Origin of the sequence: Aliiroseovarius sp. PTFE2010 (genome assembly GCF_049943335.1) — a bacterium.
In the GTDB taxonomy this organism is placed as follows: domain Bacteria; phylum Pseudomonadota; class Alphaproteobacteria; order Rhodobacterales; family Rhodobacteraceae; genus JBNFVY01.
Genome location: NZ_JBNFVY010000004.1, coordinates 176,124 through 191,818, shown reverse-complemented (window position 1 = coordinate 191,818; position 15,695 = coordinate 176,124). Strand labels below are relative to the sequence as shown.

At 61.9% G+C, this 15,695-nt stretch carries 13 protein-coding genes and 1 pseudogene; 6 read left to right on the top strand and 8 right to left on the bottom strand.

Annotation, left to right across the window (positions count from 1 at the left end; genetic code table 11):
• The first annotated feature begins 40 nt into the window (after positions 1 to 40).
• Positions 41 to 505, top strand: coding sequence for an Lrp/AsnC family transcriptional regulator (locus tag ACP2AV_RS08960; protein ID WP_426372335.1), 465 nt, complete (start codon positions 41 to 43; stop codon positions 503 to 505).
• A 54-nt stretch (positions 506 to 559) separates the two neighbouring features.
• On the opposite strand, the gene ACP2AV_RS08955 is transcribed toward ACP2AV_RS08960, so the two are convergent.
• Complete coding sequence (locus ACP2AV_RS08955) at positions 560 to 1,738, bottom strand: cytochrome P450 (RefSeq protein ID WP_426372334.1); 1,179 nt, start codon at positions 1,736 to 1,738, stop codon at positions 560 to 562.
• Between the two features lie 91 nt (positions 1,739 to 1,829).
• Between ACP2AV_RS08955 and ACP2AV_RS08950 the strand changes: the two genes are divergently transcribed.
• The 5 genes and pseudogenes from ACP2AV_RS08950 to ACP2AV_RS08930 all read left to right on the top strand — a co-directional run bounded on the left by ACP2AV_RS08950 (position 1,830) and on the right by ACP2AV_RS08930 (position 8,419).
• Entirely contained in the window at positions 1,830 to 3,587 is a 1,758-nt protein-coding gene (locus tag ACP2AV_RS08950; RefSeq protein ID WP_426372333.1) for a sensor histidine kinase, read from the top strand.
• Positions 3,584 to 4,818 (top strand): annotated as a pseudogene (locus ACP2AV_RS08945) (sigma-54-dependent transcriptional regulator). Before ACP2AV_RS08950 ends, ACP2AV_RS08945 begins: the two are co-directional and overlap by 4 nt.
• Before the next feature lie 442 nt (positions 4,819 to 5,260).
• Positions 5,261 to 6,262: a DctP family TRAP transporter solute-binding subunit gene (locus ACP2AV_RS08940; protein WP_426372332.1), complete on the top strand. Its 1,002-nt coding sequence runs from the start codon at positions 5,261 to 5,263 to the stop codon at positions 6,260 to 6,262.
• 87 nt (positions 6,263 to 6,349) lie between these two features.
• The gene (locus tag ACP2AV_RS08935; protein WP_426372331.1) at positions 6,350 to 7,033 is read left to right on the top strand and encodes a TRAP transporter small permease; all 684 of its coding nucleotides are present in this window, start codon (positions 6,350 to 6,352) and stop codon (positions 7,031 to 7,033) included.
• 6 nt (positions 7,034 to 7,039) lie between these two features.
• A complete protein-coding gene (locus ACP2AV_RS08930; protein ID WP_426372330.1) occupies positions 7,040 to 8,419 on the top strand; it encodes a TRAP transporter large permease in 1,380 nt (459 codons plus the stop codon).
• A 105-nt stretch (positions 8,420 to 8,524) separates the two neighbouring features.
• On the opposite strand, the gene ACP2AV_RS08925 is transcribed toward ACP2AV_RS08930, so the two are convergent.
• From ACP2AV_RS08925 to ACP2AV_RS08895, 7 genes are all read right to left on the bottom strand, one after another.
• The gene (locus ACP2AV_RS08925; protein WP_426372329.1) at positions 8,525 to 8,740 is read right to left on the bottom strand and encodes a YgaP family membrane protein; all 216 of its coding nucleotides are present in this window, start codon (positions 8,738 to 8,740) and stop codon (positions 8,525 to 8,527) included.
• Between the two features lie 74 nt (positions 8,741 to 8,814).
• Positions 8,815 to 9,684, bottom strand: a complete 870-nt coding sequence (gene mmsB / locus ACP2AV_RS08920) for a 3-hydroxyisobutyrate dehydrogenase (protein WP_426372328.1) — start codon at positions 9,682 to 9,684, stop codon at positions 8,815 to 8,817.
• Between the two features lie 2 nt (positions 9,685 to 9,686).
• Positions 9,687 to 10,727 carry an enoyl-CoA hydratase/isomerase family protein gene (locus tag ACP2AV_RS08915; protein WP_426372327.1) on the bottom strand — a complete coding sequence of 347 codons (1,041 nt, stop codon included), beginning with the start codon at positions 10,725 to 10,727 and terminating at the stop codon, positions 9,687 to 9,689.
• Positions 10,724 to 11,866, bottom strand: coding sequence for an acyl-CoA dehydrogenase family protein (locus ACP2AV_RS08910; protein WP_426372483.1), 1,143 nt, complete (start codon positions 11,864 to 11,866; stop codon positions 10,724 to 10,726). Before ACP2AV_RS08910 ends, ACP2AV_RS08915 begins: the two co-directional genes overlap by 4 nt.
• 72 nt (positions 11,867 to 11,938) lie before the next feature.
• Positions 11,939 to 13,066, bottom strand: a complete 1,128-nt coding sequence (locus ACP2AV_RS08905) for a carboxylate-amine ligase (protein WP_426372326.1) — start codon at positions 13,064 to 13,066, stop codon at positions 11,939 to 11,941.
• 134 nt (positions 13,067 to 13,200) lie between these two features.
• Positions 13,201 to 13,827 carry a VPLPA-CTERM sorting domain-containing protein gene (locus tag ACP2AV_RS08900; RefSeq protein WP_426372325.1) on the bottom strand — a complete coding sequence of 209 codons (627 nt, stop codon included), beginning with the start codon at positions 13,825 to 13,827 and terminating at the stop codon, positions 13,201 to 13,203.
• Positions 13,828 to 14,115: 288 nt separating this feature from the next.
• Positions 14,116 to 15,615, bottom strand: coding sequence for a CoA-acylating methylmalonate-semialdehyde dehydrogenase (locus tag ACP2AV_RS08895; protein ID WP_426372324.1), 1,500 nt, complete (start codon positions 15,613 to 15,615; stop codon positions 14,116 to 14,118).
• Positions 15,616 to 15,695: the final 80 nt, after the last annotated feature.

Here is a 15,695-nt window from a genome sequence, read left to right as displayed (position 1 = left end):
CGTGGCGCGGGAACAGGGTTTCGGAAATGGGAATGAAACGATGACAAATGTCCAAATAGACGCGATCGACCGGAAAATCCTGCGCGAACTGCAGGCAGACGCCAGTCAGTCATTGGACGAAATTGCGCGCAAGGTCGGCTCGTCCAAGACGCCCGTGTGGAACCGAATCCGCAAAATGCGCGAGGCCGGAGTCGTTGGCGCGCAGACGGTAATGCTCGACGCCGAGGCCCTGGGGCTTGAGGCGTGTTTTTTCGTTCTGATCCGTACCTCTGAACACGAGGCCGACTGGCAGGATAGGTTCCTGCGCGCCTTGCGCGAACGTCCCGAGGTTCTGGAAGCCCATCGCTTGGCGGGCGAGATCGATTATATTCTGAAAGTCCGCGTTCAAAATGCGCGCGCCTATGACGATTTTTACCAGGCGCTGATCTCTGAGGTGAAGATCTTCAACGTCACTGCGCTGTTGTCGATGGAAGAGATCAAGAACACCGTCGCCCTACCAATCTGACGGATTCGCTCTGACGGGGTGGCCTTGATCGGGTCGATCTGTGCGCGCACGGCGCTAAAGCGACAGGCGCAGATCCGTCAGGCCATGGAAATGGTAGGTATCGGCAAAGCGCGGCAGTGACGCGATCTGCAGGTTCGGATGCGCCGTGAACAGCGTGCGCAGCCCCAGTGCCAATTCCATGCGCGCCAACGGCGCGGCAACGCAGAAATGGATGCCCGCGCCAAAGGTTGCATGGTTCCTGGGCGTGCGGTGCGGATCGAAAACGTCGGCATCCGGGCCAAAGGCGTCGTCGTCCCGGTTGGCCGAGGCAAGCAGCAGCCCGATCTGGTCGCCCCGCTGCAACGCAGCGCCATGAAACACCGTGTCTTCATAGACATAGCGCGTGAACAGGTGCATTGGCGGATCGTAACGCAAGGTTTCTTCGGTGGCGCGGACGGGATCGTTCAGCAGCGCCGCGACGCCCGCGTTTTGGACCAGCGTACGTATTGCGTTTCCCATGGCCTGCACCGTCGCTTCGTGGCCTGCGTTCAACAGAAGGATGCAGGTCGCCACCAGCTCGTCCGCGTTCAGTCTTTCGCCCTGAGCCTCGGCGGCGATCAGTTCGCTGATCAGATCATCGCCCGGGGTTGCGCGCCGCGCGTCGACATGGGCGCGCAGATAAGCGGCAAAGTCGCGCGCGGCTGCGTTTGCAGCAAGCTCGTCAGCATGGGTGCGCCCGGCCTGGTACATGCCCACCATATCATGCGACCAGCGCAGCAGACGGGGCGCATCGCGCCCGTCCACGCCCAAAAGGCGCGCGATCACGGTCACGGCCAGCGGGGCCGCCAGATCCGCGATCGCATCTGCGCCGTCCTGCAGGCCATCGACCAATTCGTCGCAAAGGGCCTGAACATGGGGCTGCAACGCCCTGAGCCTGCGCGAGGTGAACGCCCGCCCCACCAGCGCGCGCAGACGGGTATGCATGGGCGGCTCCAATTCAAGCATCGAAAGGGCGTCGACCGCGTAAAAATCGCGCAGGTGGTCCGGGATGGCAGGCGCGTCGATGGGCGCGCGGCCGAACCGGTTGTCGCGCAGCGCCATGTGCACCGCATCGTGGGTACTGGCCATCGGCATGGCGTAGTCGTCCCACCACACCACCGGCCCTGCCGCGCGCAGCCGGGTATAGAACCGATAGGGGTCCTGCACGAAATCAGGATCGGTGGGTGATTGGGAAAAGCGCGGCAGGTCTGTCATGGACGCAGGGTTGCGTGAAGCATCTGGCCAATGCAAGCAGCGCTTTCTAGAATGCAGTGCCAAACGTCGCCGCACATGGACCGCTCTTTGCATGAAACCGCCCATTTTCTCGCGCACCTTTGTCCTGCTGGGCGTGTTGCTGGTGACGCTGGCTGCGGGGCTGGTGGTCTGGACCTTGGCGTGGCGCGCGGCGGTGGACAGGGCGGCCGAAAGGGGGGAAGCTGATCTTGGTTTGGCCGCGGATCGGCTGACCGGACAACTGCGGCGTTACCGCGAATTGGCGGTGTTGTTGGCCGATCATCCGGTGCTGTTGGACCGGCTGAACGGCGCCGCGGGCCCGGACGTCGCGGCATTTCTGGTGCGCATGGCCGACAAGACCGGCTCGGTCGCGCTGCAACTGGTGGATGGGCGCGGGCAGGTTCTGGCCACGGGGGTCAGCGCCCCGACACCACCCGACACCGACGCGCCGCATTTGGCTGTCGATATACCGCAAGGCGCTCTCGCGGCGCTTGAGCGTGCGCTAGGCGGCGCGCTTGGCACGGCGCACTTCATCGATCCATCGGGGGCCCGCAGATTTGCCTTTGCCGCGCCCATCTTTTCGCCTCAGGGGCCGGCCTATGGGGCGATCGTCGTGCATGTGGACGTCGCTGCCATTGAATGGAACTGGCCGTCCGAAGCGTCGGCCGTTTTCTTTACCGACCCGCAGGGCGTAGTGTTCGTGACCAGCCGGTCGGACCTGATCCTGACCCGGCGCGGCGCGGATTTTCCCGGCCACAGCGCGGCCCGCGTTGGCCCGCATGAGGTGTGGCGACTGGATGGCGGGCCCTATCTGCCTGACCGGGCGTTGCACCTGCAACATGACCTGCCGGTCGTGGGGCTGCGGGCCGAATTGTTGCTGAACCTGCGCCCGGCCTGGACACTTGCGGCGTTGCAGGCCGCCTTCGCCAGCGCTCTGGCTTTGATGGTGGGGGCGTTTGTGGTCTTTGCGACCGAACGCCGGCGCACCCTGTCGCGGGCCAATGCCGAACTTGAAGCGCGTGTGACTGCCCGAACAGCCGATTTGCGCGCCACGAACGCCGAACTGACCCGCGAGATCGGCGAACGCAAAGAGGCCGAGGCCCGGTTGAAACGCGCCCAGGCCGATCTGGTTCAGGCGGGGAAACTGACCGCGCTCGGGCAAATGTCGGCCGGCATCAGTCACGAGTTGAACCAGCCGCTGATGGCCATCCGGTCATTCGCCGAAAACGCCGAGCAATTCCTGGATCGCGGCGCCCCCGAAAAAGCGGCCGACAACCTGGGCCGCATATCCGATCTGGCCCGCCGCATGGGGCGCATCATCCAGAACCTGCGCGCCTTTGCCCGCAATGAAAAGGAAACCATAGCGGATGTCGACCTTGTCGGCGTGGTCGACGCGGTGCTTGAAATGGCGCAAGGCACGCTGGCGGCGGCAGAGGTTTCGGTCGATTGGCAACGTCCCGCGGCCCCGGCCATGGTGCGCGGCGGGGACGTGCGCTTGCAGCAAGTGGTCATGAACCTTGTGTCAAACGCGATCGACGCCATGTCCGGCAGCGCGCGCAAACAGCTGGACCTCTGGATTGACCGCCACGGCGGCGCCACCGTTTTGCACGTTGCGGACACAGGGGCGGGAATATCTGACCCGGCCAAGGTGTTCGATCCGTTCTATTCCACCAAAGAGGTCGGCGCATCCGAAGGCATGGGGTTGGGCCTGTCAATTTCCTACGGGCTGGTGCAAAGCTTTGGCGGCGCGATCCGGGGCGGCAACCGGCCCGATGGCGGGGCCGAGTTCACGGTTGCGCTCAACCCGGCGCAGAGTTCGGAGGCCGCATGAGCGACCCGCGTCTTGTCCTGGTGGTCGACGATGATGCCGCAGTGCGCGACGCCCTGGGCCAGAGCCTTGAGCTGGCGGATTTGTCGCCCGTGTTGGCGGGCAGTTTCGTGGCCGCAAAAGACCGTATCACCCACGATTTTCCGGGCGTTGTCGTCAGCGACATCCGGATGCCGGGAAAGGACGGGTTCGCGTTGCTGGACTATGCCCACGGGATCGATCCCGAACTGCCCGTCATCTTGCTGACCGGCGAAGGCGACATTCCCATGGCCGTGCGGGGTATGGGGGCAGGGGCCTTTGATTTCCTTGAAAAACCTTGTGGTGGGCAAGAATTTTTGGGGGTGGTGCGCCGCGCCCTGAAGACCCGCGCGTTGGTGCTTGAGAACCGGGCGTTGCGCCGGCAGGTCGAAACCGGGGATGCCGCGTCACGCCTGCTGCGCGGAACGTCAGATCTGTCGCGCAAGATGCGCCGCGATGCACGGGCGGTGGCGCGCACCATGGCCGACGGAATGATCACCGGCGAACCCGGATCAGGCACCGCGAAAATGGCCGAGGTGGTGCACCTTTTGTCGGCTCAGGCGGGCGGCCCGTTCGTCAAGTTGACCGGCGCGGCCCAGACCCCCAAAGCCTGACCGCAGCGTTTCGCGATACAGCAGGTGGCACGATGTTCATCGACGAGGTCGGCGCGCTGCCGCACGCGGCACAATTCGCGCTGCTGGATCTGCTGGAAGAGGTGCGCGATCTGCGCGTCCTGGCAAGCACCTATGCCGATCTTCAGCGCGAGGCGGCCGAAGGGCGATTCCATCCCGACCTTTACTATCGGCTGGATGCGGCGCGTATTCACATCCCCCCCCTGCGCGAGCGGCGCGACGATATCCCGGTGCTCTTCACCCATTATGTGGCCATCGCATGTGAACAGGCCAACTTGCCGGTGCCCGACATCCCGCCCGATGTCACCAGCCGTCTGATGGCGCAAGACTGGCCGGGCAACGCCCGTGCGCTGATGAACGCGGCCATGCGCTTTGCGATGGGGCTGGGCGAAGATGACGTGTCGGACGAAGGCATGGGGCTGGCCGAGCAACTGGCGCAGGTCGAACGGTCATTGTTGGTCGATGCGCTGCGGCGGCACAAGGGCAACGCGACCGAAGCGGCCAAGGCGCTGAAACTGCCGCGCAAGACGTTTTACGACAAATTGGCCCGTCACGGTGTGCGCCCCGAAGGATACCGCGACTGAAGCCGCGGGGGGAAACCCGCTTCCAACTTGCTCAAGCCAGTGTTCGCTCGTGCAAACGCGATCGCAAAATGGCGCCCCCATTTCCGCGGCGCAGATCACCGATTGTCGCTTTGCCCCGCCCTTCGTTGCCGTCGGGCGCGTCATCGTCGCGAAAGCGCGTGGTCGTCGGGCGGGGATGGGGCATCGACTCGGGGTGGCATGACCTGTGCGGATTTCCGCACATCTGGGGGATATCTCTGTGCGGGCGACCGCTCACGCCGCCGTGAACGGAAATGGGGTTGCGACCACCATGATCTGTCTTGTGTTTGATATAAAACAATAAACTGATACGTCACTGGGTCTGGATAATCCCCGCTTGCACCGTGGCCCAGCGGGCAGATGATTACCCCCGATTGTCCCTGAAACTGGGACAACCAGAGGAACAATGTCTGGGAGGACAACCATGAAATTCCTTGTGACCGCTGCGGCGGCTCTGGCCCTGTCCGTGTCTGCATCGGCGACGATGGCGGCCTGTGATGATGGCGAAATGGTCATCAAGTTCAGCCATGTGACGAACACCGACAAGCACCCCAAGGGGATCGCTGCGAACCTGTTTGCCGAACGTGTGAACGAACAGATGAACGGCATCGCCTGTGTCGAAGTCTACCCCAGTTCGACGCTGTACAATGACGATCAGGTTCTGGAAGCCATGTTGCAGGGCGACGTGCAGATGGCGGCCCCGTCGCTGTCGAAATTCGAAACCTTCACCAAGGTGTTCCGTATCTTTGATTTGCCCTTCATGTTCAAAAACATGGACGCGGTCGAGGAATTCCAGAATTCACAAACCGGCGTGGCGATGAAGGAATCGATGGTGCGCCGCGGCCTTCTGGGCCTGGCGTTCTGGCACAATGGGCTGAAACAGTTTTCGGCCAACAAACCGTTGATCAATCCGTCCGATGCCGCTGGCCTGAAATTCCGCGTGCAGCCGTCTGATGTGCTGGTTGCCCAGATGGAAGCGCTTGACGCTTCGCCCCAGCCGATGGCGTTTTCCGAAGTGTACGGCGCGCTGCAGCAAGGCGTTGTAGACGGGCAGGAAAACACCTGGTCGAACATCTATGGACAGAAGTTCTTTGAAGTGCAGGACGGTGTGAGCGAAACCAACCACGGCCTGCTGGACTACATGGTCGTGACGTCGGTCGATTGGTGGGAAGGTCTGGATGAAGACGTGCGCAACCAACTGGCGAGCATCATGCAAGAGGTCACGACCGAACGCAACGCAGCCATTGCCGAGGTCGACGCGGACAACCGTCAGGCCGTTTTGGATGCTGGCGGCGTGATTCGCGAACTGACGCCCGAACAGCGCCAAGCCTGGGTCGATGTGATGAAACCGGTCTGGGAACAGTTTGAGGGCGACGTGGGGGCGGACAACATCGCCGCCGCACAAGCCATCAACGCCAAGCACTAAGCGTTTGGTCAATACTGGCCCGCGCCGCAGTCTGCGGGGCGGGCGCCGCGCCGCGCGGGCGGCCACATGCGGCAACTGGGGGCAACCATGTCACAACATTCCGCCAACGAAAGCCGCTGGGGGCGCTGGATCGACAGTCTCGAAGAGACGGTGATCGCGCTGATCCTCGGGTTGATGACGCTGGTGACCTTTGTCAACGTGGTGCTGCGCTACGTGTTCAATTCCTCGCTGATCTGGGGTCTTGAGGTGGTGCTGATCCTGTTCGCATGGCTGGTCCTTCTAGGCATATCGTATGGGTTCAAGAAAACCTCGCACCTTGGCGTGGACGCCGTCACCAACTTGCTGCCTCATACCGGTCAGCGCGTTCTGGCGTTGATCTCGGCTGCGGCGTGTCTGGCTTATGCGGCATTGCTGATGAAGGGGGCGTGGGACTATTGGGCGCCGTTCGCAGCGCTGCAACCGACCGACGGGCGCTGGTTCCCGATGGGTATGGCCGAAGGGGTGCGCGACCGTGCCTTTTACGTCACCGACCAGGTGCCGATGCTGGACATTTTTCGCTGGCTTGAGGATGCGATCAACTATGGCGAAAGTTACGACAAGCTTCCCCGTGTCATCCCCTATGCCATCCTGCCGTTCGGCTGCGCGCTGATCCTGTTGCGCGTCGTTCAGGCCAGCTGGCGCATCGTGACCGGGCAACAGTCCAGCCTGATCGTCAGCCACGAGGCCGAAGAAGACGTCGAGCGCATCGCGCACGGCGAATACGAGGAATAATTCCCCATGGACGTCGCACTCTTGTTCGTGATGATCATCGCGCTGCTGCTGATCGGCGTGCCGATCGCCGTGTCGCTGGGCCTGAGTTCGATCATCTTCCTGCTGGTGTTTTCCGACACGTCGCTGGCCTCGGTGGCTCAGTCACTGTACCAGGCGATGGCGGGGCACTATACGCTGCTGGCGATCCCGTTCTTTATCCTTGCGTCGTCCTTCATGTCGACAGGCGGGGTCGCGCAACGGATCATCCGATTTTCCATCGCCTGTGTGGGCCATACGCGCGGCGGGCTGGCGATTGCGGGTGTCTTTGCCTGCATGCTCTTCGCGGCGCTGTCCGGATCGTCGCCCGCGACTGTGGTGGCCATCGGGTCCATCGTGATCGCGGCGATGCAAAAGGCGGGCTATTCCAAAGACTTCGCCGCTGGCGTGATCTGCAACGCCGGGACGCTGGGCATTCTGATTCCGCCGTCGATCGTTATGGTGGTCTATGCATCGGCGACTGATGTGTCGGTCGGGCGGATGTTCCTTGCCGGGGTCATTCCGGGCCTGATGGCCGGTCTGATGTTGATGATCACGATCTACGTGATCGCGCGGGTGCGCGACTTGCCCAAGGGCGAATGGCAGGGCTGGGGCGAAATCTTTGCCAGCTTTCGGGATGCGTTCTGGGGCCTCATGCTGATTGTCATCATCATGGTCGGTATCTACGGCATCCCCGGCGTGACCGGCGCGATCTTTACGCCGACCGAAGCGGCTGCCGTGGCGTCGGTTTATGCCTTTCTTGTGGCGGTTTTCATTTACCGTGACATGGGGCCGCTCAAGGATGGGGGCAGCGTGCTGACCAAGCCTCAGGCGTTGGTGACAGCGTGGTTTCACCGCGACACGCGCCACACCCTGTTTGAAGGGGCCAAACTGACAATCATGCTGATGTTCATCATCGCCAACGCGCTGATCCTCAAGCATGTGCTGACCGACGAACAGATCCCGCAGAAAGTCGCTGAAGCGATGCTGTCGGCGGGTTTCGGCAAGATCATGTTTCTGATTGTGGTCAACATCATCCTGCTGATCGGCGGGCAGTTCATGGAACCGTCGGGCCTGATCGTGATCGTGGCGCCGCTGGTCTTTCCGATTGCAATCGAACTGGGCGTCGATCCGATCCATTTGGGCATTATCATGGTGGTGAACATGGAAATCGGGATGATCACACCGCCGGTGGGCCTGAACCTTTTTGTGACCTCGGGCGTGGCGGGAATGCCGATGATGAGAGTGGTGCGTGCAGCGGCGCCATTCCTGGCGGTGCTCTTCGTATTCCTGATCCTTGTCACCTACATCCCGTGGATCTCAACTGCACTGCCGACTTGGCGTATGGGCCCCGAGATCATCACCAACTAAGCGGAGCGCCGGGCCATCGGCCCGGCGCGCATGATGCGCAAAGGGCGGCCCGTTTGGGGCCGCCCTTTGTCGATTCCGTATTTCCATAAAGGTTGGAAAGCGGGTTTATGATTGGTTTTCTTTCATTTTACAGGTGTTGATGCCGAGCAGCGAATAGGGTGGGCAGGTCCCCAATGCCGCTGTGACCAGCAGCACCAGCCCGACAATCAGCGCCAGCCATTTCCAGACCCCGGCAGCGAGAGAGAAGAATACGATCAACAGCACCACGCCGATAATCGCGCGGATGATACGGTCGGTTCGACCTACGTTTTTGGTAAACATGTGAACCCCCTAGTTCAGATTTGTCATCTACATCATAGTAGACAACACATCATGAACTGGGAATATGATTTACATCAACTCCGCGTGCGCTTTTCGAACCGCGGGAGCATGGCAGAAAAGTCTTTTCCCTTTCCGTCTTCATGGTCGACGAAGGTTTCATACAGTGCGGCCGCAGTTTGGCCCATGGGGGTGTCGGCATCTGCGCTGACGGCGGCTTGCTGGGCCAGACGCAGGTCCTTGAGCATCAGTTCAGCGGCAAAGCCCGGTGTGTAACCGTTGTCGGCGGGGCTTTGGGGGCCGATGCCCGGGGCAGGGCAGTAGGCGTTCATGCTCCAGCTATACCCGGACGAGGTGCTGACCACGTCAAACATGGCCTGACGGTCCAAGCCCAGCTTGTCGGCCAGGGCAAAGGCTTCGCAGGTGGCGATCATGGTCACGCCGAGGATCATGTTGTTGCAGATCTTGGCCGCTTGCCCGTTGCCCGATGGGCCGCAGTGCACGGCTTTTTGGCCCATGATATCAAACAGCGGTTTGGCCGTGGCAAAGGCGTCCGCGTCGCCGCCGACCATAAAGGTCAGCGTGCCCGCTTGGGCCCCGCCGATCCCGCCCGACACGGGCGCGTCCAGGGCACCCAGCCCGGCGGCCTGCGCCTGTTCAGCCACGGCGCGGGCGCTATCCACGTCGACCGTCGAGCAATCCAGCAGCACCGCGCCCTTGGGCAGGGCGGGGATAACCTGATCAGCCACGGCGCGCAGGATGTCGCCGTTGGGCAGCATTGTAATGGCCACGTCGGCCCCATCGCAGGTCGCTTCTGCGCTGTCGGCCATTGTCAGGCCTTCGGGGCGGGCAGAGACATCATAGCCGGTGACATCATGGCCTGCAGCAACCAGGTTGGCGGCCATCGGCGCGCCCATGTTTCCAAGGCCAATAAAGGCGATCTTCATGGTCAGACTCCTTCTAGATTCAGCTCGTCCGCGCCCAAGGGGGCCAGCATGGCGTCAACCTCGGTGCCCGATACGGCGCCGGGGCCGTCATGTGCCCATTTTGGGTTGCGGTCCTTGTCGATGATCTGTGCGCGCACACCTTCCAGGAAATCGCCCTGGGCCAGCGCGCGGTGGGTATAGCGGTATTCCTGTGCCAGCGCAGCGGTGATGTCGTCGATGTCACGTCCCGCGCGCACCATCTGCAAGGTGCAGGCCATCGACAGCGGCGCGTTGCGGCTGATGGCTTTCAGGGCACCCTGGGCCAGATCGCTGTCATCGCCCGCCAAGCTCGCGGCAATGGCGCCGGGCGTGTCATGGGCGAAGTGTTGGTCGATCTGGGGCAGCGCATCGATCAGCGGCTGGGCGTCAGGCGTAGCGGCAAAACGCGCGATGGCCGCTGGATCGCCTGTGCGCTCAAGCTCGGCGATCAGCTCTGGCCACTGCTGTTCGGGCACAAGCGTATCGGCAAACCCGGCGCCAATTGCATCGCCCGGACCCATGCGCGCCGCCGTCAGCCCAAGGTATGCGCCAAGCGCCCCTGGGGCATGGCCCAGCAGGAATGTGCCGCCCACATCCGGGATCAGCCCGATGCCGCATTCTGGCATCGCGATCTGTACGCTATGGCCGACAATCCGGTGGCTGGCATGACAGCCCACCCCGACGCCGCCGCCCATGGTAAAGCCCTGCATCAGCGTTATCACCGGCTTGGGGTAATGGGCGATCTTGGCATTCATGCGGTATTCCTGTCGCCAGAAAGCCCGCGCGAAATCGTAGTCGCCTTCGATGCCGTGATGATAAATGTCGGCAATATCCCCGCCTGCGCAAAAGGCGCGCTCGCCGTCTGCGTCGATGACCACGACGGCCACGGCGTCGTCATCGCGCCAAGCATCCAGGGCCGCTTCGAGGTCCACAGACATCGGCGGCGACAGGGCGTTCAGCGCCTTGGGGCGGGTCAGGGTGATGCGGCCGGCGCGTCCGGCGATGCGCGTGGACAGATCGCTCATCTTGCTGCCAAGAGGTTGCGGGCAGTGATCATGCGCATGATCTCGTTCGTCCCTTCCAAAATCTGGTGCACGCGCAGGTCGCGCACAATCTTTTCAATCCCATAGTCGGCCAGATAGCCGTAACCACCGTGCAATTGCAGACATTGATCGGCCACGCGGCTGCCCGCTTCGGTCACGAATTTCTTGGCCATGGCGCAGAACTTGCCGGCGTCCGGCGCGCCGGTGTCCAGCTTCCATGCGGCCTGACGCAGAAAGGTGCGGGCCGCTTGCAGTTCTATTTCCATGTCGGCAAGCCGGAACTGCAGGGCCTGAAACTGGTCGATGCTTTGGCCAAAGGCCTTGCGTTCGCCCATATAGGCCAGCGTGGCGTTCAACGCGGCTTGCGCGCCGCCGAGCGAGCAGGCCGAAATGTTCAGCCGCCCGCCATCCAGCCCCGCCATCGCGTATTTGAACCCTTCGCCTTCCTGGCCCAGAAGGTTGTCGGCCGGCACCGCGCAATCGTCCATTTGTACTTGCCGGGTCGGCTGGCTTTTCCAGCCCATCTTGTCTTCCAGCCCGCCAAAGGACAGACCCGTGGCCCCATCTTCGACAATCAGCGACGAGATCCCGCGCGGGCCATCATCACCCGTACGCGCCATCACGATATAGGCATCCGAATACCCGCCGCCCGAGATGAATGTCTTGGTGCCGGTCAACCGATAGCCTTGATCGTCCTTGGTGGCGCGTGTCCTGAGCGCGGCGGCATCGCTGCCCGCGCCGGGTTCGGTCAGGCAATAGGACAACACTGTGGACATTTCGATCGCGCCGGGCAAAAAGCGCGCGCGCAGCTCGTCCGATCCGAACTTGTCGATCATGCCGGCGCACATGTTGTGGATCGAAAGAAAGCCCGCGACCGAGGCGCAGGACATCGACAATGCCTCGAATACCAACGTCGCGTCCAGACGGCTCAGCCCTGAGCCGCCCGAGCTTTCGCGCACATAGAGCCCGCCGAACCCCAGTTCGGCCAGCCGGGGCCAGAGGTCTTTGGGGATCGTGCCCTGACGTTCCCAATCGCGCGCATGCGGCGCGATATGCTCGGCGCCAAAGCTCTGCGCCATGTCAAAAATCGCCTGTTGTTCGTCGGACAGTCCGAAATCCATCAGATCCTCCCCTCTCATGAATTGAACGCTTGTTTAATTCTCATTTGTTGCAGGCGGTTTGCAACCCCACAATCAAAGATCGGCGTGAAATTCGTCGATTAGATGGCGCACCACGTCGCGCAGCGCCTCGTCCTGCGATTTGCCCTGTTGCAAAGCGTCGGTCAGAATGGTGCGCTGCTGTTGGGCCGATGTGCCGCGGGTCAAGATGCTTCGCGTCGCCTCGACCTCGGGCAAGCAACCCAGGGCCTCGGCATCTTCGGTGACCAGATCGATGATCTCGTCCAGAAGGACGGGAAAGGGCACGATCTGGCGCTGGCCAAAATCGATCAGACCTTCGGTTGTCCCATAGCGCTGCGCGCGCCAGCGGTTTTCAGACACAAGGAACGGGTCGTAGGTGCGCCAGCTTTGATTGCGGGCGGACAAGCGCCACAGCATTCGGGTCAGGCATTGGATCAGCGCGGCCAGCGACAGGGTGGTTTCCAGCCGGGGTGCGCCATCGCAAATCCTCGTTTCGATCGTGGGAAAACGCGACGAGGGGCGCAAATCCCACCAGATTTTCGACGCGTCCTCAATCAGGCCAAGGTCCGTCAGCAGGGTGACGGCGCGCTCGAACCGGCTCCAGGTCGTGATTTGCGGCGGCAACCCGGTGCGGGGCAGATTGTCGAACACGGTCAACCGATACGAGGCCAGCCCCGTATCAACCCCCTGCCAGAACGGCGACGAAGCCGACAGCGCCAGCAGATGCGGCAGGAAATAGCTGAGTTGGTTCATCAGATCGACGCGCTGGTCCTTGTCGTCGATGCCCACATGCACGTGCATCCCGCAGATCAACATGCGCCGCGCGACACCGGCCAGATCGTTTTCCAGATCGTTGTAGCGGTCTTTGTCGGTGTGGGGCTGATCCTTCCAATCGGCAAAAGGGTGGCAGGCAGCAGCGATAGGGGCCAGACCATGTTTGGCGGCCTGCTGCGCGACCACACTGCGCAGGTGGCGCAGGTCGTCGCGCGCGCCGCCGATCCCCGGATGCACGCGGCTGCCGATTTCGATCTGGCATTGCAGGAATTCGGGGCTGACCTGATCCTGCAGGGCGGTGCGGCAGGCGGCCATCAGGGCCTCGGGGGCGTCGGCCAATTGCAGGGTGTCGCGGTCTACCAGCAGGTATTCTTCTTCGATCCCGATGGTAAATGTCGGTGCCGTCATGGTGATCCCCTCAGTGCCCAAGAGGGCCTGAGAACATGAGAGCCGCAAATCCGGCGCGATGCAATGGGGGCGACGCGGGGCAGGGTACAAAAAAAGCGCCCCGAAGGGCGCCTTTTCAATGCTGTTTCAAGCGATCAGACCGTGCGTTTGCGCTTCAATGCGGCAAGCCCACCCAGACCCAAAAGAAGAAGTGGGGCGCCGGCAGGCAGGGGGACCGAAGACGGCCCGCAGTCGGTCAGACATTCGCCTGCGTTATACTTGGACGAACCGCCGTAGCCACCGATGTGCAGCCGGGACATCATGTCGTCAAAATCAAATTCGGCCAATGTGGTGCCAAGCAACATGAAGCTGGCTGTTTCGCCAACGTCCAGACGGCCAATGCCGGCTGCGTTGGTGAACTGGATGCCGAAGTTAAAGCTGCCGGCAGAGGGTCCACCGCCGTTCAGTCCGCCTGTGCCAAAGCCGGTGATGATGGCTTCGCTTGTGCCCACGACGCTGAGGCTGGTCGGAAAGCTGAGAGCCGTTCCGGAATATGTCAGACCCAATTGCTTGATATGTGCACCGGGCGCACCATCAACCGTGTTGGTCAGTTCGAACATGACACCCGCGGCCGTGTCCGTGGCGTCCAGGACAGCGACGGTCTGTGGACCGAGTGTGGAGCCGGTTATAAAATCGCTGTAATACACCGTCACGGCCTGCGCGCCTGTCGCGCAAAGAGCGAACGCTGCAGCGGCGATCAGCTTTGGAAGTTTAAATTTCATAATTATACCCCATTCAGTGAGTAACCCAGTCCAAGCGCGTTTTCCAAATCCAAGAAATGGGCGCTCATCGGTGTCAACAATAGGTAACTTATAGCACTTTTTAACGGATATGCCGAGGGGGCAATCACAGTTGCAACCTGGGCGTGTGGGCGGTAAGCCGTTGTGATTCCAAGACCTTCCAGTGCCTTGGGTTCGGGGCCCCCGTATTCGCATTTTGCGAATGACAAAGTGCCAAAAAAAGCCGGCACGAATCATCGCGCCGGCCTTTCCCCAGAAACCTGTGGGTGATCAGTCCATGGCCTTGAAGTTGAATTCGCCACCTTCCTTGATGCCCGAGAACCAGCGCGCCGTGACGGTCTTGGTTTTCGTGTAAAAACGGAAGGCATCGGGGCCGTATTGGTTCAAATCGCCAAAGGCCGATTTCTTCCACCCGCCAAAGGTATGATAGGCCAGCGGCACGGGAATAGGGAAGTTGATGCCAACCATGCCCACGTTGACCCTGTGGGCAAAATCACGCGCGGTGTCGCCATCTGCGGTGAAAATCGCCGTGCCGTTGCCATAGGGGTTGTCCATGACCAGGTTCAGCGCGTCTTCGTAGGTGTCGGCGCGCACCTGGCTCAGGACCGGGCCAAAGATTTCCTCTTTGTAGATGTCCATGTCGGGGGTGACGTTGTCGAACAGCGACGGGCCGACGAAAAAGCCGTTCTCGTAGCCTTGCATCGAAAAATCGCGCCCGTCGACCACCAAATTGGCCCCCTGATCGACGCCCGAGGTCACCAGCCCGTCCACGCGCTGTTTGGCGGCAGCGGTGATGACGGGGCCATAGTCCACGTCTTCGCCAGCGGTGTAGGGGCCGACCTTGAGCTTGTCGATGCGCGGCACCAGCCGTTCGATCAGCCCGTCAGCGGTTTCCTTGCCCACCGGCACGGCCACGGAAATGGCCATGCAGCGTTCGCCCGCCGCGCCGAAACCGGCGCCCACCAGCGCATCGGCTGCCTTGTCCAGATCGGCGTCGGGCATGATGATCATGTGGTTCTTGGCACCGCCGAAACACTGGGCGCGCTTGCCGTTGTTGGCCGCGCGGCCATAGATGTACTGGGCAATCGGGGTCGAGCCAACGAAGGCCACGGCCGCGACAGTGTCGTTATCCAGAATCGCATCGACGACATCCTTGTCGCCGTTGACGACCTGCAGCACGCCTTCTGGCAGACCTGCTTCCATGACCAGTTCGGCCAGACGCAATGCGGTCGATGGGCACCGTTCAGACGGTTTCAGGATCATCGCGTTGCCGCAAGCCAGGGCGGGGGCCATTTTCCACAGCGGGATCATGGCGGGGAAGTTGAACGGGGTGATCCCCGCGACCACGCCCAACGGTTGGCGCATCGAATAAAGGTCGATGCCCGGGCCGCCGTCGTCGGTGAATTCGCCCTTGAGCATTGCAGGCGCGCCCATGCAGACTTCGACCACTTCCAATCCGCGCTGCACGTCGCCGCGTGCGTCGGGCAGGGTCTTGCCGTGTTCGCGGCTGACCAGTTCGGCCAGTTCGTCCATGTGTTCGTTGATCAGTTGCCCGAATTTCATAATGACGCGGGCGCGGCGCTGCGGGTTGGTCGCGCCCCATTTTTTCTGCGCTTCGGCCGCGCGGGCAACGGCATCGTTCAGTTCGTCCACGGTGGCCAGCGGCACTTTGGCCTGAACCTCGCCGGTGGCGGGGTTGAAGACGTCGGTGAAACGGCCAGACGTGCCTTTGACATGTTTGCCGTCGATGAAATGGGTAAGTTCGATCATGGAATCCTCCTGCGTCGGTTGCTGGCACCATATACATCTATTATTGCATGTCGAACGGGTGAATAGCCAAAAGGGTATTG